Origin of the sequence: Rhizobium sp. P32RR-XVIII (assembly GCF_012641395.1) — a bacterium.
In the GTDB taxonomy this organism is placed as follows: domain Bacteria; phylum Pseudomonadota; class Alphaproteobacteria; order Rhizobiales; family Rhizobiaceae; genus Rhizobium.
Genome location: NZ_JABAIH010000003.1, coordinates 732,977 through 750,982 on the forward strand (window position 1 = coordinate 732,977; position 18,006 = coordinate 750,982).

The 18,006-nt window shown below is 60.5% G+C and carries 19 protein-coding genes; 7 read left to right on the forward strand and 12 right to left on the reverse strand.

The annotated features are described in order from the left end of the window. Positions 1–8: 8 nt before the first annotated feature. Entirely contained in the window at positions 9–890 is an 882-nt protein-coding gene (gene mmsB, locus HGP14_RS13115) for a 3-hydroxyisobutyrate dehydrogenase (RefSeq protein ID WP_168830250.1), read from the forward strand. Here mmsB and HGP14_RS13120 read toward each other — a convergent pair whose 3' ends face one another. From HGP14_RS13120 to HGP14_RS13155, 8 genes are all read right to left on the reverse strand, one after another. Next, the gene (locus HGP14_RS13120) at positions 891–1,661 is read right to left on the reverse strand and encodes a fumarylacetoacetate hydrolase family protein (protein WP_168830251.1); all 771 of its coding nucleotides are present in this window, start codon (positions 1,659–1,661) and stop codon (positions 891–893) included. It lies immediately after the preceding gene. Positions 1,662–1,744: 83 nt separating this feature from the next. Continuing rightward, on the reverse strand, positions 1,745–3,127 hold the full coding sequence (locus tag HGP14_RS13125) for an FGGY-family carbohydrate kinase (protein ID WP_168830252.1): 1,383 nt from the start codon (positions 3,125–3,127) through the stop codon (positions 1,745–1,747). After that, positions 3,124–3,444, reverse strand: coding sequence for an L-rhamnose mutarotase (rhaM, locus tag HGP14_RS13130; RefSeq protein ID WP_168830253.1), 321 nt, complete (start codon positions 3,442–3,444; stop codon positions 3,124–3,126). Before rhaM ends, HGP14_RS13125 begins: the two co-directional genes overlap by 4 nt. Then, the gene (locus tag HGP14_RS13135) at positions 3,441–4,451 is read right to left on the reverse strand and encodes an ABC transporter permease (protein WP_168830254.1); all 1,011 of its coding nucleotides are present in this window, start codon (positions 4,449–4,451) and stop codon (positions 3,441–3,443) included. Before HGP14_RS13135 ends, rhaM begins: the two co-directional genes overlap by 4 nt. Then, positions 4,448–5,449 (reverse strand): ABC transporter permease, encoded by a 1,002-nt coding sequence (locus HGP14_RS13140; protein WP_168830255.1) that lies wholly within the window; start codon positions 5,447–5,449, stop codon positions 4,448–4,450. The genes HGP14_RS13135 and HGP14_RS13140 overlap by 4 nt, the downstream gene beginning before the upstream one ends. Before the next feature lie 9 nt (positions 5,450–5,458). Then, the gene (locus HGP14_RS13145) at positions 5,459–6,994 is read right to left on the reverse strand and encodes a sugar ABC transporter ATP-binding protein (RefSeq protein ID WP_409527073.1); all 1,536 of its coding nucleotides are present in this window, start codon (positions 6,992–6,994) and stop codon (positions 5,459–5,461) included. 155 nt (positions 6,995–7,149) lie between these two features. Next, a complete protein-coding gene (rhaS, locus tag HGP14_RS13150; RefSeq protein WP_168830256.1) occupies positions 7,150–8,145 on the reverse strand; it encodes a rhamnose ABC transporter substrate-binding protein in 996 nt (331 codons plus the stop codon). 48 nt (positions 8,146–8,193) lie between these two features. Continuing rightward, positions 8,194–9,006, reverse strand: a complete 813-nt coding sequence (locus tag HGP14_RS13155) for a DeoR/GlpR family DNA-binding transcription regulator (protein ID WP_168830257.1) — start codon at positions 9,004–9,006, stop codon at positions 8,194–8,196. Positions 9,007–9,201: 195 nt separating this feature from the next. On the opposite strand from HGP14_RS13155, the gene HGP14_RS13160 reads away from it, so the two are divergent. Both HGP14_RS13160 and rhaI read left to right on the forward strand, forming a co-directional pair. Further along, a complete protein-coding gene (locus tag HGP14_RS13160) occupies positions 9,202–11,298 on the forward strand; it encodes a bifunctional rhamnulose-1-phosphate aldolase/short-chain dehydrogenase (protein ID WP_168830258.1) in 2,097 nt (698 codons plus the stop codon). 200 nt (positions 11,299–11,498) lie between these two features. Further along, a complete protein-coding gene (gene rhaI, locus HGP14_RS13165; RefSeq protein ID WP_168830259.1) occupies positions 11,499–12,791 on the forward strand; it encodes an L-rhamnose catabolism isomerase in 1,293 nt (430 codons plus the stop codon). A gap of 66 nt (positions 12,792–12,857) precedes the next feature. On the opposite strand, the gene HGP14_RS13170 is transcribed toward rhaI, so the two are convergent. Further along, positions 12,858–13,316 carry a carboxymuconolactone decarboxylase family protein gene (locus HGP14_RS13170; protein WP_168830260.1) on the reverse strand — a complete coding sequence of 153 codons (459 nt, stop codon included), beginning with the start codon at positions 13,314–13,316 and terminating at the stop codon, positions 12,858–12,860. A gap of 114 nt (positions 13,317–13,430) precedes the next feature. On the opposite strand from HGP14_RS13170, the gene HGP14_RS13175 reads away from it, so the two are divergent. Continuing rightward, positions 13,431–14,306 carry a sigma-70 family RNA polymerase sigma factor gene (locus HGP14_RS13175; RefSeq protein ID WP_168830261.1) on the forward strand — a complete coding sequence of 292 codons (876 nt, stop codon included), beginning with the start codon at positions 13,431–13,433 and terminating at the stop codon, positions 14,304–14,306. Positions 14,307–14,383: 77 nt separating this feature from the next. Here HGP14_RS13175 and HGP14_RS13180 read toward each other — a convergent pair whose 3' ends face one another. After that, the gene (locus HGP14_RS13180) at positions 14,384–14,593 is read right to left on the reverse strand and encodes a hypothetical protein (RefSeq protein ID WP_168830262.1); all 210 of its coding nucleotides are present in this window, start codon (positions 14,591–14,593) and stop codon (positions 14,384–14,386) included. Positions 14,594–14,722: 129 nt separating this feature from the next. Between HGP14_RS13180 and HGP14_RS13185 the strand changes: the two genes are divergently transcribed. Further along, complete coding sequence (locus HGP14_RS13185; protein ID WP_168830263.1) at positions 14,723–15,346, forward strand: TetR/AcrR family transcriptional regulator; 624 nt, start codon at positions 14,723–14,725, stop codon at positions 15,344–15,346. An 82-nt stretch (positions 15,347–15,428) separates the two neighbouring features. Continuing rightward, positions 15,429–15,617: a hypothetical protein gene (locus HGP14_RS13190; RefSeq protein ID WP_168830264.1), complete on the forward strand. Its 189-nt coding sequence runs from the start codon at positions 15,429–15,431 to the stop codon at positions 15,615–15,617. A 9-nt stretch (positions 15,618–15,626) separates the two neighbouring features. On the opposite strand, the gene HGP14_RS13195 is transcribed toward HGP14_RS13190, so the two are convergent. Both HGP14_RS13195 and HGP14_RS13200 read right to left on the reverse strand, forming a co-directional pair. Further along, positions 15,627–16,064, reverse strand: coding sequence for a DUF1810 domain-containing protein (locus tag HGP14_RS13195; protein ID WP_168830265.1), 438 nt, complete (start codon positions 16,062–16,064; stop codon positions 15,627–15,629). A 75-nt stretch (positions 16,065–16,139) separates the two neighbouring features. Continuing rightward, positions 16,140–16,445 carry a hypothetical protein gene (locus HGP14_RS13200; protein WP_168830266.1) on the reverse strand — a complete coding sequence of 102 codons (306 nt, stop codon included), beginning with the start codon at positions 16,443–16,445 and terminating at the stop codon, positions 16,140–16,142. A 231-nt stretch (positions 16,446–16,676) separates the two neighbouring features. Between HGP14_RS13200 and HGP14_RS13205 the strand changes: the two genes are divergently transcribed. Continuing rightward, positions 16,677–17,990 carry an amidase gene (locus HGP14_RS13205; RefSeq protein WP_246704437.1) on the forward strand — a complete coding sequence of 438 codons (1,314 nt, stop codon included), beginning with the start codon at positions 16,677–16,679 and terminating at the stop codon, positions 17,988–17,990. Positions 17,991–18,006: the final 16 nt, after the last annotated feature.

An 18,006-nucleotide genomic window follows, 5' to 3' on the forward strand; every position in this document is an offset into this window, starting at 1 on the left:
AGGCCAGCATGGCACGGATCGCATTCATCGGGCTTGGCAATATGGGCGGGCCGATGGCGGCCAATCTCGTCAAGGCAGGACACGAAGTTATGGGCTTCGATCTCGCTGCCCCCGTGCTACAGGCCGCCGAAGAGACAGGCGTAAAGCCGGCAAGCCACATCAGCCAGGCCGTCATGGAGGCGGAGACCGTGGTAACGATGCTGCCGCAGGGCAAGCATGTGCTCACCGCCTGGCCCGACATATTGAAGTCGGTTCCGGCCGGAACGCTGGTGATCGACTGCTCGACCATCGATGTCGAAAGTGCCCGCAAGGCGCATGAGATGGCCAAGGCCGCAGGCTGCCTCTCGCTTGACGCTCCCGTTTCGGGCGGAACGGGTGGGGCTACGGCGGGTACCTTGACGTTCATGGCGGGCGGTTCAGACGAGAGTTTCGCCAAGGCCAAGCCGATCCTTGAAAAGATGGGCAAGAAGATCGTCCACTGCGGCGAAGCCGGCGCAGGTCAGGCGGCGAAAATCTGCAACAACATGATCCTCGGCATTTCGATGATCGGCGTCTGCGAAGCTTTCGTGCTGGGGGAAAAGCTCGGTCTCTCGCATCAGGCGCTCTTTGACGTTGCCTCGACGTCGTCCGGCCAGTGCTGGTCGATCAATACCTATTGCCCGGTTCCGGGGCCGGTACCGACATCGCCGGCAAACAACGAGTACAAACCGGGATTTGCTGCCGCTCTGATGCTCAAGGATCTCCGGCTTTCGCAGGAGGCGGCACTTTCGAGTGGTGCGTCGACCCCGCTCGGGGCGGAAGCGGCGCAGCTTTACGCGCTCTTCGAAAAGCAGGGCAATGCCGGAAAGGACTTTTCCGCCATCATCGAGATGTTCCGGGAGCAGCGCTGACTATTTCGCAACAAGCGACAGATGCAAGCGTGCGGTATCGTTGAGCAAAATCTCGATGTCGCCTGGTGCGGCAAGTTCGATCGCGCCACAAAGCGTGCCGGTGGTGATCAGCGCCCCGGCCTTCAGCGAGTTTTCAGGGCGCAGCTTGTCGTTGGCGTAGTCGACGAGCCACGTCAGCACGTCGCCTTTCGGGTGCTGTGCAGGCGCATCGTAGATCGACTGGCCGTTGAAGGTGACTTTCAGCGGCGTTCCGCTGGCTGTGTCGATCAGCGACTTTGGCACGGTCGGGCCAAGCACGTAGCCGCTGTTGCCGAGGCGATCGGCGAGGAAGAGCAGGAAGGAAATCTTGCCACTTTCCTCGATGGCGGAGACCAGAAGTTCAGCACCGAGATGGGCCGTCGCCACTGCATCGGCGACTTCGGCACGGCTGTAACCGCTGTTGCGGCGAACCGGTAGATCCGAGCCGAGACGGACAGCGATTTCCGCCTCAAACTTCATGCCCTTCGCCCACGGAATCTGCGCGCCGGAATCGGCTTCTGCGTAAGGGTGGAGCGGTGCCGTCACCGCTTGGCCATCGGGCGAAGCCGTCACTTTCCATGCGTTGCTGGCAATGGCCTCTTCGGCGGCGAGGAAATTCTGCGCATCCATGGCGTGGCGCAGATCGGCGGGAAGCGCGAAATCGGCTGTCGGCGCTTGACCGCCCGCTTTGTGGAGGCCGTGAAGTCGAGCTGCGAGCGCACGCGGGTCGAAGGCCGCGTTTGAATCCGTCATGATGGTTCCTCCGCCTGGTTTCTTGAGCGGCCAACACTAGCCGCCTGCCTAAGATGGGATAAGGGGCGTGTATGGAAAGACTGCTATTCCATTGCTGCATGCCAAGCGCGTCGGTAGTCCTTCAGTCCGGTGATCACGGCTGGCGGAAAGCGTCTTTCAGAACCGGGCGCCGGCATTATGCCGGTGAGCAACGAGGCTCCCTGGCTGGTGCCGGTCGAGCCGGGCAGGGCAACGACATCGCGACCTGTCAATGTTGCAAGGATCTCGAGATAGGTCTCGTTCAACGCAAAAGGTCCTTCGACGATGACCGGCCCCACGGCGCCGATCAGGCCAAGGCAGGCCTCGCTCATCAAGCCAAGGTAGAGGCACATCGCGGCATAGCGCTCCGCGGCGCCTGCATCATCCGCATTCAGCCAGCGCTTCTCTCGGCCAGGAAACGGCCCGGAACCAGACGCCACGTTCGGGAGGAGCATCACGCCTTTTGAAATGGTTTCGCCGAGAGCCGCCTTGACATGTCCCAGGGGAATATTGCCGATTTCCGCGGAAAGAATCTCGAATTCGCGGCCGCCCATGAAGCGGGAGGATGGCACTGCACGCCCGTAGGCATCGACATTGGCAAGCGCATCGCGTGATGGGTCGAGACGGTCAAGATCGCCACCCACTCCGAAATTGATCACCCAGGTTCCGGTCGAGACCACCGCAAACGGCGCCTCGCGGGTGACGAGATGCGGCAGCAGCGAGGCGTTGGAATCATGGATACCGCAATAGACCGGGATGTCGGCAGGAAGGCCGATGCCGGCCGCGATCTCCGGCAGCACGGGGCCAAGTGCATCGAAGGCCGAGCGGATCGGCGCCATCAGATTGCGGATGCCGAGCGTGTCGACCAGCGAGGAATATTCGCCGCGCTTCGGATTCCAGAGATCGGTATGGCAGCCGAGCGACGTCACTTCGTTGGCCGCAACGCCGGTGAGCCGCGCGGCCCAATATTGCGGGTAGGTGAGGATGGTGGCCACCCTTGCGAATTCCGCGGGGAAGGCCGTCTTCTGATAGTGAAGCTGGGCACCGACATTCAGCCCCATCGACTGGCGCGGCGAATAGGTTTCCTCGAAGGAAGGACGAAGGGCCGTATAGGCATCGCGGATGTCCTGCGGATATTCATGCTCGTAGTCGAGAACCGGCATGGCAAGCTTGCCATCCGGACCAAGCAGCGCCGCAGATGCGCCGTGGGTGGTGATCGAAATGGCGTCAAAACCCGGCTGCCTAGCGAAGCGCTGGAAGGCGTCGAGCGTGAACGACCAGAGCGCTTCCACGTCGTAGTGCGGGTAAGGGCCATCCTTGAGGACGGTATTCGCTATCTTCGCGACGGCGATCTCGGCACCCGTTGCAGCGTCGAGAACGACGACCTTCGCATTGGTCTTGCCGATATCGAGAACGGCGATCCGGCGGTATCTTGGCGTCTCGCTCATGGCATGTGGAAGACGGTGACGAGGTCGCTCTGGACGGGCGAATTGTCCGGGTTGGTGGCCATGATGTCGGCCATGTGCGCCCACCACTTTTTCATCACGGGATGGTCCGGCAGTCTCGCCATCGTGTGGTCCCGCGGACGCGTCAGCACGCCGAAGAGGGTGTTCGTCTCGCGGTCGAGATGGATGGAATAATCGCTGGCGCCGGATTTGTGCAGGAGCTCGACAAGTTCCGGCCAGATCTCGTCGTGCCGCTTCCTATATTCGGCTTCCATGCCTGGGTTGAGCTTCATCTTGAAGGCGTGTTTTTCGAGGGTCATCGGGAACTCATGGCCTTGATGCGGCGGGCGATGATGGGAATGGCGATGGTGATGATGAGCAGCAGGCCGATGAAGATCGACATGACGATGCCCGGAACGTTGAGCAGGCCGAGCCCGAAGGTGACGAGGCCCATCACGAAGGCGGCGATGACCACCCCGACGATCGTGCCGGAGCCGCCGAGGATCGAGACGCCGCCGAGCACCACCATGGTCACGACTTCGAGTTCCCAGCCCTGTGCGATCGAGGGCCGGGTGGAACCGAGACGCGAGGTAAGGCAGACCGCTGCAATGCCGCTCATGACGCCGGTCAGCATGAAAAGGATGAACTTAACGCGCTCGACGGGAATGCCCGAGAAGCGCGCGGCAAAATCATTGTTGCCGATCGTATAGATCTGGCGGCCGAAATTCGTCGCGTGCAGCAGGATTGCAAAGGCGATCGCAAGCACTATGAACAGCACGAATTCGAAGGAGAACACCCAGACGACATAGCCCTGGCCGAAATAGGCGAAATCGGCGGGATATTTGCCATAGGCCTGATCGCCGAGCACGATGTAGGAAATGCCGCGGAACAGGCTCATGGTCCCGATGGTGACGACGATCGACGGCAGTTTCAGCACGGAGACCAGGAAGCCATTGAAAATCCCGCAGAGCAGACCGGTGCCGATGCCGATCAAGACGAGACCGGCTGTGCCGACGCCCACTTGCGCCGCCGCGCCCATGGCGGTCGAGGCAAGCGCGATGATGGCGGCTACCGAGAGGTCGATCTCACCGGCAATGACGAGCAGCGCCATGGCAAAGGCGATCATCGCCTTTTCGGTGAAGTTGAAGGTCGCGTCCGAGAGGTTCCAGGCGTTGAGGAAATAGGGCGACGCCAGGGAATTGAAAATGAAGATCAGTATCGCGACGCCGAAGAGCAGCACTTCCCAGCTGGACATGATGCGGCGGAACGGGGTGCCGAGACGATCGGGAATGACGCGTTTTTCGGTCGGGGCGGAAACGGTGCTCATGCGGCCACCTCGGCTGGAGTGTCTGCGGCTGCCTTGTCACGCAGGATGATGCGGCCGCGACTGCGCTCGCGCCTCGCGTTGAAGACGACGGCGAGAATGATGACGGTGCCCGATATCGCCATCTGCGTGAAGGGCGAGATACCGATGACGGGAAGCGCGTTCTTGATGACGCCGAGGAAGAGGGCGCCGAGCACGGTGCCGATGACCGAACCGACGCCGCCGGCGATCGAGATGCCGCCGATAACGCAGGCTGCGACGCTATCGAGTTCGAAGCCGCCGGCGATGTCGACATAGGCAACGGCGTAACGGGAGACCCAGAGATAGCTGGCGAGGCCCGCAAGCGCGCCGGAAATCACGAAGGCGAGGAATTTCGTCCAGCCGGTGTCAATACCCGCATAGACGGCGGCCGTCGGGTTGCCGCCGGTCGCATAGGCCGAGCGCCCGAACTGGGTGAATTTCAGCAGAACATACATCAGCACTACGATGATGATCCCGACCCAGCTCAGGACGGGCAGGCCGAGGATCGGCGTGCGCGGCACCGAAAGGAAGATCGGCGTCATCTGATGCGCGTTCACCCATGCCCCGCCGGAGACCACGAAGGCCATGCCGCGGTAAATGGTGAGCGTGCCGAGCGTCACGACAATCGGCGGCATTTCGAGCGCCCAGACCATGAAACCGTTGATGGCGCCGAGGCACGCACCGATGGCGATCGCGGCAACGATCAGCACGATCAGCGGAATACCCGGATAGGCGGCATTCATCATCGCGATCGCCATGCCGGTGAAGGCGAGATTGGCGGCAACCGAGAGGTCGATCGACTTCGTCAGGATCACCGTCATTTGCGCCAGCGCCAGGATGATCAGAATCGAGGTGTCGTTGAAGATGCCGGCGAGGTTCGACGGCGTTGCGAAATCCGAAGCGCGGGTCGAGAAGATCGCGATCATCGCGACGATGATAAGGAAAAGCAGGGTTTCGCGCTTTCTGATCAGTCTTGACATGCTTTCACCTCACGCATTTCCGGTCGCCGCGCGCACCAGGGTCTCCGGCGAAAGCTGAGCGCGCTCGAAGATGCCGGCCGAAAGACCTTCCTTCATTACCAGCACGCGATCCGACATGCCGATGATCTCCGGCAGTTCGGAGGAGATCATGATGATCGAAAGGCCTTCGGCGGCGAGTTCGCTGATGAAGCCATGGACGGCGGCCTTTGAGCCGATATCGATGCCCTTGGTCGGCTCGTCGAGGATGATGACCTTCGGCTTGGTCGCGAGCCACTTGCCGATGACCACCTTCTGCTGATTGCCGCCGGAAAGCGTGCCGACGGGCACGGAGAGCGCGGCGGCCCTGAGATCGAGCCGCTCGGCATATTTGCGGGCGAGCGCAAATTCGTTCGCCGCTTTCAGGAAGCCCTTGCGCGAGGTACGGCCGAGCGAGGGCAGCGTCATGTTCTGATAGATCGGCATCGGCAGCGCCAGGCCGTGGCGGCCGCGCTCTTCCGGCACATAGACGATGCCGGCGCGAATGGCGTCATGGGGAGAGGTGATCGACAGTTCCTTGCCTTCGAGGACAAGCTTGCCGGAGAGCGGCTTGGTAATGCCGAAGAGCGACTGGCAAAGTTCCGAGCGTCCGGCGCCGATCAGGCCGTAGACGCCAAGAATTTCGCCCTTGCGAAGCGTGAAGGAGATGTCGCGGAATTCCGTCCGGTGGCAGTAACGCTGGACCTCGAAGACCGGGCCTCCGATATCGACGGCGATCTTCGGAAAGACGTTTTCGACATCGCGTCCGACCATCATTTTTACGATCGCGTCCTGCGGCGTCTCCTGGAGCTTGCCGCTTCCGACGGCGCGGCCGTCGCGGAAGACGACGAAATTGTCGGCGATCTCATAGAGTTCGTCGAACTTATGGCTGATGAAGAGGATCGCCTTGCCCTTGGCTCTCAAGCCCTGGACGATGCGGAAGAGGTCGTCGATCTCCTTGCGGGAAAGAGCCGCCGTCGGCTCGTCCATGATCACGATGCGGGCCTCGATCGAGAGCGCGCGGGCAATCGCTACCAGATGACGCTGCGCAATAGAGAGGTCCTTCAGACGGATCGTCGGATCGATGTTGCTTTCGAGCGAGGTGAGCAGCTCCTTCGAGCGGCTGTTCATCGACTTCCAGTCGATGGTGCGGAATTTCGTGCGCGGCGCATGGCCGAGGAAGATGTTTTCGGCAACCGTCAATTCATCGAAGAGCACGGTTTCCTGATGGATTGCGGTGACTCCGGCGTCGATCGCCGCTTGTGCGGTGGAGAAGGTAACAGGCTGCCCGTCGACAATGATTTCGCCCTCGTTGGGCTTGTAGATACCGGTCAGAATCTTGACGAGCGTGGATTTCCCCGCGCCGTTCTCGCCAATCAGCGCCGTGACCTTGCCGGGGTAGAGCGCGATACTGACATTGTCGAGCGCCTTCACGCCGGGAAAAATCTGCGAGATGCCGCGCATTTCGAGAATGGCATCACCTTCAGGCATAGGGCTGGCATCGTGCTTTTGTGTTGCGGCGGGCATCATTGGTTTCACCTTAAAAACCCCTCCCCAACCCCTCCCGACAAGGGGGAGGGGCTTGACCCACCGCGATGCCGAGGCTCGCGATGGGAGGGGCGGTGCTGCAGATTTTCTCCCCCTTGTGGGGGAGATGGCCGGCAGGCCAGAAGGGGTATTTGCGATCAGAAGACCTTGGAGAACTGGTCGATGTTCGAAGCGTTGTAGACGAACGGATCGGCCATCGCGGCTTCGCCATTGTCGCCAACCTTGATCTTGCCCATGCGGCCGGCTTCGATCTCGCTGCCCGGCTTGCCGTCGGCGTCACCCTTAACGAGGTGATAGGCGATCTGCGTTGCCGAATAGCCGAGGTCGATCGGGTTCCAGATGGCGAATTCCTTCGTCGCGCCGGACTTGATCGCGCCGGCCATTTCGGACGGCAGGCCAAGGCCGGTGACGTAGACCTTGCCGACGAGGCCCTTGTCCTCGACCACCTTGGAGGCGGCGAGCACGCCGACTGTCGTCGGAGCGACGATGACCTTGACGTTCGGGTTGGACTTCAGCAGGCCTTCGGCTTCGCGGTAGGACTTGTCCGAGAGGTCGTCGCCATAGACGGTGGTGACGAGGTTGAGGCCCGGGAAGTCCTTGAGCTGCTTCTTCATCTGGTCGATCCAGATGTTCTGGTTCGTTGCGGTCGACGTTGCCGACAGGATGGCGAAATCACCCTTGCCGCCGTCGAGATGGTCCTTGGCAAGCGTCAGGCACATCTTGCCGATCAGCTCGTTGGACGACGGGTTGAGCTGCAGGATGCGGCCCTCAGGAGCAACGCCGGAGTCCCACGAAATGACCTTGATGCCGCGTTGAGCAGCTTTCTTCAGGGCGGGAACGACGGCGTCCGGGTCGTTTGCCGAAATCGCGATGGCATCGACGCCCTGGGCGATCAGCGAATTGATGACTTCGATCTGGCCTTCGGCCGTCGGTGCAGTCGGGCCCGTATAGATGATCTCGACACCGCCGAGTTCCTTGGCAGCTTCCTGCGCACCCTTGTTTGCGGCATCGAAGAAGCCGTTGCCGAGCGATTTGACGACGAGACCGATCTTCATGTCAGCCGCGCTTGCAGCTCCTGCCATCATGACGACGGCGAGCGCTACGCCCACCGCGAGTTTCCTTGCGAGTTTCATGCTTTCATCCTCCCAGTTAATCGACTGTTCACACCTCGCCGGCGCCCCTTATGCGACCGACGAGGAATCCTCCTTCACAACTTGCAGGCCGACGCTCGCAACCACGAGCGTAACGCCTGCGTCTTCGATCATCTTGACGGCCTCCTCTGGAATGCCATCATCGGTGATGATCGTCGAAATGCGATCGAGCGGGCATAGAATGAGGCTCGACCGGCGGCGAAACTTACTGGAATCAACCATGACGACGAGTTCGTCGGCCTGATGCATCAGCTTCTGTTCGCTTTGAATAATCTGCGCGTCAGCCTCCATCACGCCAAGCGGGCCGACGCCCTGCGCGCCGATGAAAAAGCGCCTCGCATAGAAATTTCGGATTGCGTCATTGTCGAAGGGCGACAGGATGAGGCTCTGCTCGCGATAGATGACCCCGCCCGGCACGGTCACCGTGTTCTTGGAGTGCTTGACCAAGTGCTCGGCGATCGCGAAGGAATTTGTCATGACCTGCATACGGTGCCCGGACATGTAATGCACCATCTGGAACGTCGTGGTGCCGCCATTGATGATGATGGCGTCGCCCGGATCGCAAAGATCGACGGCTGCGCGAGCAATTGCGCGCTTCTTATCGATATTGAGCGATTCTGAGACTTTGAAGGGTCGGCCCGCGAGATTGCCGAGCTGTGGCGGATGCACCGCTTCGGCTCCGCCCCGCACGCGCCGGATCTTACCCTGCACATGGAGGGCCGCAATATCTCGGCGGATCGTGGCCTCGGAAGCCTCGGTCAATTCAGCAATGTCCTGAATCGTGACGACCGACTTTTCCTGTACCGCGCTCAAGATGATGCGATGGCGTTCGCGTTCGTGCATTGGGCTCCTCCCGTAGTCATATTTATTTCGCATCCGTTAAAAGCTGTCAATCAAAAACGCTCAAAAATATTCATATTGCGCTGCACAATAACGGTTTTTGATCGTTTTCGATTGACAACGCGCGTTTTGATGAGCGATACCATGATCGGAAGGAACGCGGATTTTGTCCGCGCTAAAGACACAAGGGAGGATGAAATGGCAGCCACCGTCCGGCTTCTTGAGAACCGTTGGGACGACTCTTATGCGGCGAGGCTCGATGAGCCCGGCAAGCTGCTCTACCGCTCGAATCTCTTGGGTGCAGACAAGCGCATCACCAATTACGGCGGCGGCAACACCTCCGCTAAGGTGATGGAAACCGATCCGCTGACCGGCGAAAAGGTCAAGGTTCTCTGGGTCAAAGGCTCCGGCGGCGACGTCGGAACGATCAAACTCGACGGTTTCGCAACGCTTTATCAAGAAAAGCTCGAGTCCTTGAAGAGCATTTACAAGGGTGTCGAAGACGAAGACCGTATGGTCGGCTTTCTGCCGCACTGCACGTTCAACCTGAATGCGCGCGCCGCTTCCATCGATACGCCGCTGCACGGGTTCGTGCCCTTCACGCATGTCGACCACATGCACCCCGATGCGATCATCGCCATCGCCGCCTCCCGGAATTCCCGTGAACTGACGAAGCAGATCTTCGGCGACGAAATCGGCTGGCTGCCGTGGCGCCGTCCGGGCTTCCAACTCGGCCTTGATCTCGAAGCTTTCGTCAAGGCGAACCCCAATGCCAAGGGCGTGGTTCTCGAAAGCCATGGCCTGTTCACCTGGGCGAATGACGCCAAGGCCTGCTACGCGCTGACGCTCGACATCATCAACACGGCAATCAAATGGTTTGCCGAGCAGACCGAGAACAAGACGATCTTCGGCGGCGCTGCGACGCAGAGCCTGCCGGTTGCCGAGCGCCGCGCCATCGCCGCACGCTTGATGCCGGAAATCCGCGGACGGATCGGCAAGCAGGAGCGCAAGCTCGGTCACTTCGACGATCAGGACGCGGTGCTCGAATTCGTCAATTCGAAGGAGCTTCGTCCGCTCGGCGCGCTTGGTACCAGCTGCCCGGACCACTTCCTGCGCACCAAGATCCGCCCGCTGATCATCGATTTCGACCCGGCCAAGCCCGATGTCGATACGATCGTTGCCGGCCTCGACAAGGCGTTGGAAGACTATCGCGCCGACTACGCCCGATATTACAACGACTGCAAGCACGACAATTCGCCCGCCATGCGCGATGCGAACCCCGTCATCTTCCTCGTCCCGGGTGTCGGCATGCTGTCCTTTGCCCGCGACAAGGCAACGGCCCGCATCGCCAGCGAATTCTACGTCAACGCGATCAACGTCATGCGCGGCGCGTCGACGGTTTCGGAATATCAGGGCCTGCCGGAACAGGAGGCCTTCGATATCGAATACTGGCTGCTCGAGGAGGCGAAGCTTCAGCGCATGCCGAAGTCGAAGAGCCTTGCCGGCAAGGTGGCATTCGTTACCGGCGGCGCCGGCGGCATCGGCCGTGCAACGGCGGCGCGCCTGGCAGGCGAGGGTGCCTGCGTGGTTCTGGCCGATATCGACCAGGAAGCACTGGAGGCGACGAAGGCCGATTTCGCCAAACAGTTCGGCGTCGATGCGGTTCGCGGCGTCAAGCTCGACGTCACCAAGGAAGACGCGGTGATCTCGTCCTTCGCGGAAGCCTGCGTTGAGTTCGGCGGTGTGGATATCCTCGTTTCGAACGCGGGTATCGCTTCCTCCGCTCCGATCGAAAGCACCGAGCTTTCGATGTGGAACAAGAACATGGACATTCTCGCGACCGGATATTTCCTGGTCTCGCGCGAAGCCTTCCGTCTGTTCCGCAAGCAGAATCTGGGCGGCAACGTCGTCTTCGTCGCGTCGAAGAATGGTCTTGCTTCCTCGCCGAACGCCGCTGCCTATTGCGCGGCCAAGGCTGCCGAAATCCATCTTGCCCGCTGCCTGGCGCTGGAAGGCGCGGAAGCAGGCATTCGCGTCAATACGGTGAACCCGGATGCGGTGCTGCGCGGCTCCAAGATCTGGAGTGGCGAATGGCGCGAACAGCGCGCTGCCTCGTCGAAGATCGAGGTGGACGAACTTGAGGAACATTACCGCAAGCGCTCGATGCTGAAGCTTAACGTTTTCCCGGAAGATATTGCCGAAGCAATCTATTTCCTCGCTTCGGATCTTTCGGCGAAGTCCACCGGCAACATCATCAACGTCGATGCCGGCAACGCCCAGAGCTTTACGCGGTAGGGCGGTAGAGTTTCCCTTCTCCCCAGCGGGGAGAAGATGCCCGTTAGGGCAGATGAGGGGGATGCCGAGCGAAGTGAGGCGTGCCTTGAGCGGGTAGCGAAAGGCCCATGGGTGTTCCGGTGAGTGGGCCCCCTCATCCGGCCCTTCGGGCCACCTTCTCCCCAAGGGGAGAAGAGAAGGCGACATATCGGGAGGAAATCATGACCGAACTGAAGATCGCGCGGGACGTCATTGCGCAGGAAAACGACAAGCGCGCAAAAGCGCTCAAGGAAGACTACGATGCGCTGGGTGCGACGCTTTCCCGCCGCGGCGTTGATATTGACGCCATCACAAAGAAGGTCTCCGAATTCTTCGTCGCCGTTCCCTCCTGGGGCGTCGGCACCGGCGGCACACGTTTCGCCCGCTTCCCCGGAACCGGAGAGCCGCGCAGCATCTTCGACAAGCTTGACGATTGCGCCGTCATTCATCAGCTGACGCAGGCAACGCCGACGGTCTCCTTGCATATTCCCTGGGACAAGACCGATGCAAAGGAGCTGAAGGCCAAGGGCGATGCGCTGGGCTTGGGCTTCGATGCGATGAACTCAAACACCTTTTCCGACGCGCCCGGCCAGAAGCACTCCTATAAGTACGGTTCGCTGAGCCACACGGATGCCGCGACACGCGCTCAGGCGGTCGAACACAATCTGGAATGCATCGAGATCGGCAAGGCGATCGGCTCAAAGGCACTGACCGTCTGGATCGGCGACGGCTCGAACTTCCCTGGCCAGAGCAATTTCACCAAGGCCTTCGAGCGTTATCTCGCGGCAATGGCGGAAATCTACAAGGTGCTGCCGGACGACTGGCGGCTCTTCTCCGAGCACAAGATGTACGAGCCCGCCTTCTATTCGACGGTGGTGCAGGACTGGGGTACCAACTACCTGATCGCGCAGACGCTGGGGCCGAAGGCCCAGTGCCTCGTCGATCTCGGTCATCATGCGCCGAACACCAATATCGAGATGATCGTCGCCCGCCTCATCCAGTTCGGCAAGCTGGGCGGTTTTCATTTCAACGACTCGAAATATGGCGACGACGATCTCGATGCCGGTGCCATCGAGCCCTACCGACTGTTCCTGGTTTTCAACGAGCTGGTCGACGCCGAATATCGAGGTGTGAAGGGTTTCGACCCGGCGCATATGATCGATCAGTCGCATAACGTCACCGATCCCATCGAGAGCCTGATCAACAGCGCCAACGAAATTCGCCGTGCCTACGCACAGGCGCTGATCGTCGACCGCAAGGCGCTTTCCGGCTATCAGGATGAGAATGATGCGTTGATGGCGACCGAGACGCTGAAGCGCGCCTACCGCGCCGATGTCGAGCCGATCCTTGCCGAAGCGCGCCGCCGGGTGGGCGGTGCCATCGATCCGGTCGCGACTTACCGAGCAAGCGGTTACCGCAGGCAGGTCTCCGCCGAACGTCCGACTTCGGCAGCCGGTGGCGGCGGCATCATCTGAAAAACGTCCACAAAGCCTCCCAAGGCTCTGGGGCCGCCGCTTCATGAAGCGGCGGCCGGTGTTGGATCAGGGCTTCCACTCGCCGGCGATCTGCCGGGTGGCAACGTTCAGGCGGTTCCACACATTGATGTTGGCGATGGCGATGACGAGAGCGGCGAGGCTCTTGCCGTCGAAATGGCGCGTGGCTTCGTCCCAGATCCCGTCTGGAACGGGGTCAGCGCGGTCGCTGAGGCGAGTCACAGCCTCGGTCAGGGCCAGCGCGGCGCGCTCGGCATCAGAAAAATAGGGCGCCTCGCGCCAGGCCGAGACCGCAAAAAGCCGCTCGTCCGTCTCGCCGAGCTTGCGGGCAATGCGCGGATGACCGTCGACGCAAACCCCGCAGCCGTTGATCTGGCTGGCGCGCAGACTGACGAGTTCCAGGAGCTTGGGCGAGAGCCCGACCTTAAGAGGAACGTCGCTTAGCGCCATGAGTGCCTGCATGGCTTCCGGAAGGACGACGGCCGGATTTCCCATTCTCGATTGCATGATATGTCTCCTTGTCTATTTCGTCGTTTCAGCGATGACGAGGCCGGCCGCTGTCACATCGGCCTGCATTCGTTCGTCATGGTGTTGACGGACCACGCAAGGAGGATGTGACCGATGGATGAGAAAAAAATTCTGGCCGGCCAGTTCGAAGCGTACCGGACGCATCTGAAAGCGGTGGCCTATCGCATGCTTGGCTCGCACACCGAAGCGGACGACGCGGTTCAGGAGGCGTGGCTCAGGCTTAGCCGCTCGGGTACAGGCGAGATCGGCAACGTCGGCGGATGGCTGACGACTGTGGTTGCTCGCATCTGCCTCGACATGCTGCGTTCCAAGAAATCGCGACGCGAAGATCCGCTGGATCCGCCCGTGCATGACACGATTGCGGATATGGGAAGGTCTGCCGACCCTGAGCGGGAAATAGTGCTCGCAGATTCCGTCGGTGTGGCGCTTCTCGTCGTGCTGGAGCAGCTGACTCCGGCCGAACGCGTCGCCTTTGTGCTGCACGACATGTTCGATCTGCCCTTCGATGAGATTGCACCGATCATCGGCCGCAGCTCGGATGCGACGCGGCAGCTTGCCAGCCGTGCGCGCCGGCGTGTGCAGGGAAAGACAGAGGTACGCGAGGCCGACGTCGAGAATAAGAAAAAGGTCGTCAGCGCCTTCCTAGCCGCTTCGCGCGACGGCAACTTCCAGGCGCTGCTTTCGCTTCTCCATCCCGACGTGGTTTTCGCGCTCGATGCAACGGCCGTGCGTTTGGGAGATATCGGCGAACTGCAGGGTTCGCAGGCAGTTGCCAACGCATTCAACGGCCGGGCACGCGGCGCGCTGCCTGCCTTCGTGGAAGGCGGGTTGGGTTTCATCGTCCGCATCCAGGATCAGCTGCGCATCGTTGTTAAAATCGCCTTTGATGGCGAGAAGATTTCAAAGATCGAGGCGATCGCCGATCCGGATCGTCTGCAGCGTATCGATTATATGCTCTTCGAGCAGTAAGGCATGCAAAACAGCGAAAGCCGCCGCTGGGGGAAGGCGGCAGCTTTCGCACGGGGCAGGGAATGTCCCCGGGGGAGCTAGCAGAAGCAGCAAACCGTCGCGGGGTTCGCACCGTTCCGGTTGGCTATGGCGTTGATAAAGTTACCCACCTTGGATTCCCGTTTGCGGGCTGCCGTCTCAAGGAGTTGCTTGAATTCTTCAAGCTTTACGCCATCGGCGCGCATTACCATGGCGATCAGCGGGTCGCGAAGGGCTTCGGATATTGTCAGGTCATTGCTCTTTCTCATGGCTCATTCCTCCTTTCGTGGGCAGTTGCCCGTGTTCCGCTTCCGCGGTCAGCCCTCTCGGCATTGACTTCGGCGAACAGCGGTGTTACCGGTAAGTAACAGCCCATTTGTTACCGATCGGTCACATCGATGTCAAGGACTTCGAACGTAAAAAAATCAGAAACTTCGCAAGACATCCCCCCAGCTCTCATCGACGAGAAGATTCCGCCAAGGGAACGCATCGTTTCGACGGCGTCCGAGCTTTTTCGGGAGCATGGCATCCGTGGTATCGGCGTCGACGCGATCGCGGACGCGGCACTCACGAACAAGATGACGCTCTACCGGCATTTCGGTTCGAAGGATGAGCTGGTCTGCGAGACGCTGCGCCGCGCTTCAGAAAAAGCCGAACAGATTTGGCGCGATCTCGAGCTGGCGCATCCAGGTAATCCTCGCGCGCAACTCGACGCATGGGTTCAGGCGCGCGCCGAGTGTCTGAGTGGAGAACCGGCAGGTTGCGATCTCGCCAATGCGGCAATCGAACTGAAGGAGCAGGGGCATCCTGCCCATGAAGTGATCGAACGCCATAAGGTGGAGCAGCGTCAGCGCCTAGTCGCGCTCTGTTCCAGAGCGGGTGCACGCGAGCCGCAGCTTCTTGCCGATACGTTGATGCTTCTGTTTGAAGGCGCCCGCGTCACCCGGCAGGCGATGGGCAGCGGCGGCTGCTGCAGCCACTTTTCAAAAGCCTGCAACACCGCAATTGCTTCGCTCTGCTGAGGTTGCGGCCGCATCGGAACCTTCCAATTTCGAGATCGTTTCTGCCATTGGGGCGGAAGTTCAATATCGAAACGGAAGAGATATGAACTACACCTATCTCCATCGTCTGTATGCGAAGCGCGCCGAGCTGGAAGCCAAGCTTGAACTTTACCTTGCGCGCAATTGTTTCGGCGAGGAGGAACTCGACGACGGTACGGACTCTGATCTGCGCAATAGTATCAGTGAGATCTCCGAAGAAATTGCCGAACTGGAGCGCTCGCCTGGCAGCTAATTCCTGACCCTAGGTTAGGGCGTTCAGGATTTCGACCGTACGTTCATCGAACTTCCCGTCGTAGAACCGGTTGATCGCTTCATGAAAGAGCGAGGCGGCATCGCTGACCGCTGCAAAAAGTGTCAGGGAAGAACGCAACTTGAGATCATCCGGAGAACCGAGGATTTCGTGAGCCGTGCGGCCTTCGACCGAGAGGATGGCTTGGACGCAGCGAACGAGGCGACCGCCCAGAATGGGATCGGCTAGATAGGCGGCTGCCTCCTCCGCCGAACGGATCGCATATCTTTCGGCCATGGCAGACGAGCCAAGCCCGGCAATCTGGGGGAAGATGAACCACATCCAGTGCGATCGCTTCCGCCCCGATCGGAGTTCTTCCAGGGCACGATCGTAAACGCCGTTCTGTGCATCGATGAAGCGCTCGAGGTTGAAATTGATGTCACCGGCCATCGTCATTCTCCTTGTCGTCTGAAACGCATTGAAGACGATAGATTTCCATCCCGGTGACTTCGGTCAGAATCCTCGTCAGCACTCTCTATCCGGATAGGGGCTGTATTCACGGCAGGAATCCGAACTGTCGAAGGACTCCGACACCGTCGCTGGCGCAGCACCTGCCGTAGCGGTAGCTTGGGATTCCGGAGAGCCGAGATGGGCAGTCACCCCGGCGAAACCGAGTAGGACCAAGGCCCCTGCCACGACCAGTCGCTCCGCGACCGAAAGCTTGCGGGCGCTGAGATGTTCCACGTAGCCGCGCTCGCCCTCGCCGGTTGCTTCGTCATCCGTTGTGTGATGCGCCGGTACATCGCCGCGGCTCCAAGTATCATGTGTCATTTCATTGCTCCTGCTGCACGGCAGGGGCCGTTCACATCCAAAATATGTTAGCCGGCGTTGTTCCTACGTGCGGCCGTGATGTGGTCTTCCGACGAATGGAGTTGAAGTGCCGATCCGCAAACTCAGTGTTCATAAAATCGAACCAATTGCCGGGATCGCGATAAACAGGGGTGACTCATGGCTGCGATCCGCGATATTTCGAGTCAAGATGATCATTTTTCGGATTCTCCCATGACCAAGTCGTTCGGTGCGATGTCCGTCGCGCAACTCTCTCTTCTTATTCAAAGCCGCGCCGCCGACCCGGTCGAAGTCGTAGCTTCAATTCTCGAGGAAATCGAAAGCCACCCGGACAAGGCGATCTTCACGGTGCTCCTGAAGGAGCGCGCGATGAATGAGGCCCGAGCCTCTTCGAAGCGAATCCGCGAGGGCCGCTCACTGGGTCTGCTTGATGGTATTCCAATCGCGTGGAAGGATCTCTTCGCCATCGAAGGGCTTGCAACGACGGCGGGTTCGAAGGTGTTGGCAAGTGCCGCACCCGCTGTGCAAGACGCAGCGGTCGTCACTGCGCTGAAACAGGCGGGGATGATTGCCCTCGGGCGAACGAACATGAGCGAATTCGCCTTCTCCGGTCTCGGCATCAATCCGCATTACGGCACGCCGCACAACCCTCACGGAAAGGACATGCCTCGTATCCCGGGTGGGTCGTCCTCGGGTGCAGGCGCCGTCGTCGCTGCTGGCCTCGCGCCGGTCGCGATGGGAACCGACACCGGCGGGTCCGTACGTATCCCGGCTGCCTTCAACGGCGTCGTGGGTTACAAGGCCACCCGCGGCCGGTATGCCATGGATGGCGTCTTTCCGCTTGCCAAGAGCCTGGATTCGCTCGGTCCGCTCTGCCGAACGGTCCAGGACGCGGTCTGGATCGATGCGGCAATGCGCGGCCGTACGGCACCGGAGGTGCGCGCCCGTTCGCTGAAGGGCATCGAGATTGCCGTTCCGCAGAATGTGGTCTTCGATGGTGTCGAGCCGGGAGTGGCGGCTGCCTTCGATGCGGCGATGGAACGCCTGGTAAAGGCAGGCGCCGTCGTCAACCGCGTAGAAATGCCAGCATTCGACGAGATACTGGCAGCAATGGCTCGACATGGCGCGCTGGTGACCGCGGAAGCCTTTGCGCTGCATCGCGACCGCCTGTCCGGGCCGGAAGCCGCCGATATGGATCGGCGCGTCGTCATGCGCACGCGCCTCGGCGAGAAGACCTCAATGCCAGAGTACGTCGCGATCCTGGAACTCCGCGAGCGGCTCATCGCTGAAAGCCAGCGCCTGATCGGTGACAGGCTGGTGGCGTTTCCTTCCGTCGCCCATGTGGCTCCACCGATCGCACCCCTTGAGATCCCATCAGGGGTGGATAGCGGCCTGCACCGTGTCAGAGTGAGGTCGCTAGAAAACTCTCTGGAGGCCAATCATGCCGATAACAGCAGATCAAACTCAAGCACAGACCGCTACCCCTGTCGATCTTGGAGCAATTTTCGTCTCGTTGGAATTGAGTAAATCGACATGGCTCGTG

Bases quoted from the DNA above. Each gene is read 5' to 3' on its own strand.
- HGP14_RS13145 (WP_409527073.1), bottom strand. From the start codon at position 6,994: ATGATGCCCGCCGCAACACAAAAGCACGATGCCAGCCCTATGCCTGAA.
- HGP14_RS13190 (WP_168830264.1), top strand. From the start codon at position 15,429: ATGAACTACACCTATCTCCATCGTCTGTATGCGAAGCGCGCCGAGCTG.
- rhaI (WP_168830259.1), top strand. From the start codon at position 11,499: ATGACCGAACTGAAGATCGCGCGGGACGTCATTGCGCAGGAAAACGAC.
- HGP14_RS13200 (WP_168830266.1), bottom strand. From the start codon at position 16,445: ATGACACATGATACTTGGAGCCGCGGCGATGTACCGGCGCATCACACA.
- HGP14_RS13120 (WP_168830251.1), bottom strand. From the start codon at position 1,661: ATGACGGATTCAAACGCGGCCTTCGACCCGCGTGCGCTCGCAGCTCGA.
- mmsB (WP_168830250.1), top strand. From the start codon at position 9: ATGGCACGGATCGCATTCATCGGGCTTGGCAATATGGGCGGGCCGATG.
- HGP14_RS13155 (WP_168830257.1), bottom strand. From the start codon at position 9,006: ATGCACGAACGCGAACGCCATCGCATCATCTTGAGCGCGGTACAGGAA.
- HGP14_RS13140 (WP_168830255.1), bottom strand. From the start codon at position 5,449: ATGTCAAGACTGATCAGAAAGCGCGAAACCCTGCTTTTCCTTATCATC.
- HGP14_RS13160 (WP_168830258.1), top strand. From the start codon at position 9,202: ATGGCAGCCACCGTCCGGCTTCTTGAGAACCGTTGGGACGACTCTTAT.
- HGP14_RS13170 (WP_168830260.1), bottom strand. From the start codon at position 13,316: ATGCAATCGAGAATGGGAAATCCGGCCGTCGTCCTTCCGGAAGCCATG.
- HGP14_RS13125 (WP_168830252.1), bottom strand. From the start codon at position 3,127: ATGAGCGAGACGCCAAGATACCGCCGGATCGCCGTTCTCGATATCGGC.
- HGP14_RS13135 (WP_168830254.1), bottom strand. From the start codon at position 4,451: ATGAGCACCGTTTCCGCCCCGACCGAAAAACGCGTCATTCCCGATCGT.
- HGP14_RS13180 (WP_168830262.1), bottom strand. From the start codon at position 14,593: ATGAGAAAGAGCAATGACCTGACAATATCCGAAGCCCTTCGCGACCCG.
- HGP14_RS13205 (WP_246704437.1), top strand. From the start codon at position 16,677: ATGACCAAGTCGTTCGGTGCGATGTCCGTCGCGCAACTCTCTCTTCTT.
- HGP14_RS13185 (WP_168830263.1), top strand. From the start codon at position 14,723: ATGTCAAGGACTTCGAACGTAAAAAAATCAGAAACTTCGCAAGACATC.
- HGP14_RS13175 (WP_168830261.1), top strand. From the start codon at position 13,431: ATGGATGAGAAAAAAATTCTGGCCGGCCAGTTCGAAGCGTACCGGACG.
- HGP14_RS13195 (WP_168830265.1), bottom strand. From the start codon at position 16,064: ATGGCCGGTGACATCAATTTCAACCTCGAGCGCTTCATCGATGCACAG.
- rhaM (WP_168830253.1), bottom strand. From the start codon at position 3,444: ATGACCCTCGAAAAACACGCCTTCAAGATGAAGCTCAACCCAGGCATG.
- rhaS (WP_168830256.1), bottom strand. From the start codon at position 8,145: ATGAAACTCGCAAGGAAACTCGCGGTGGGCGTAGCGCTCGCCGTCGTC.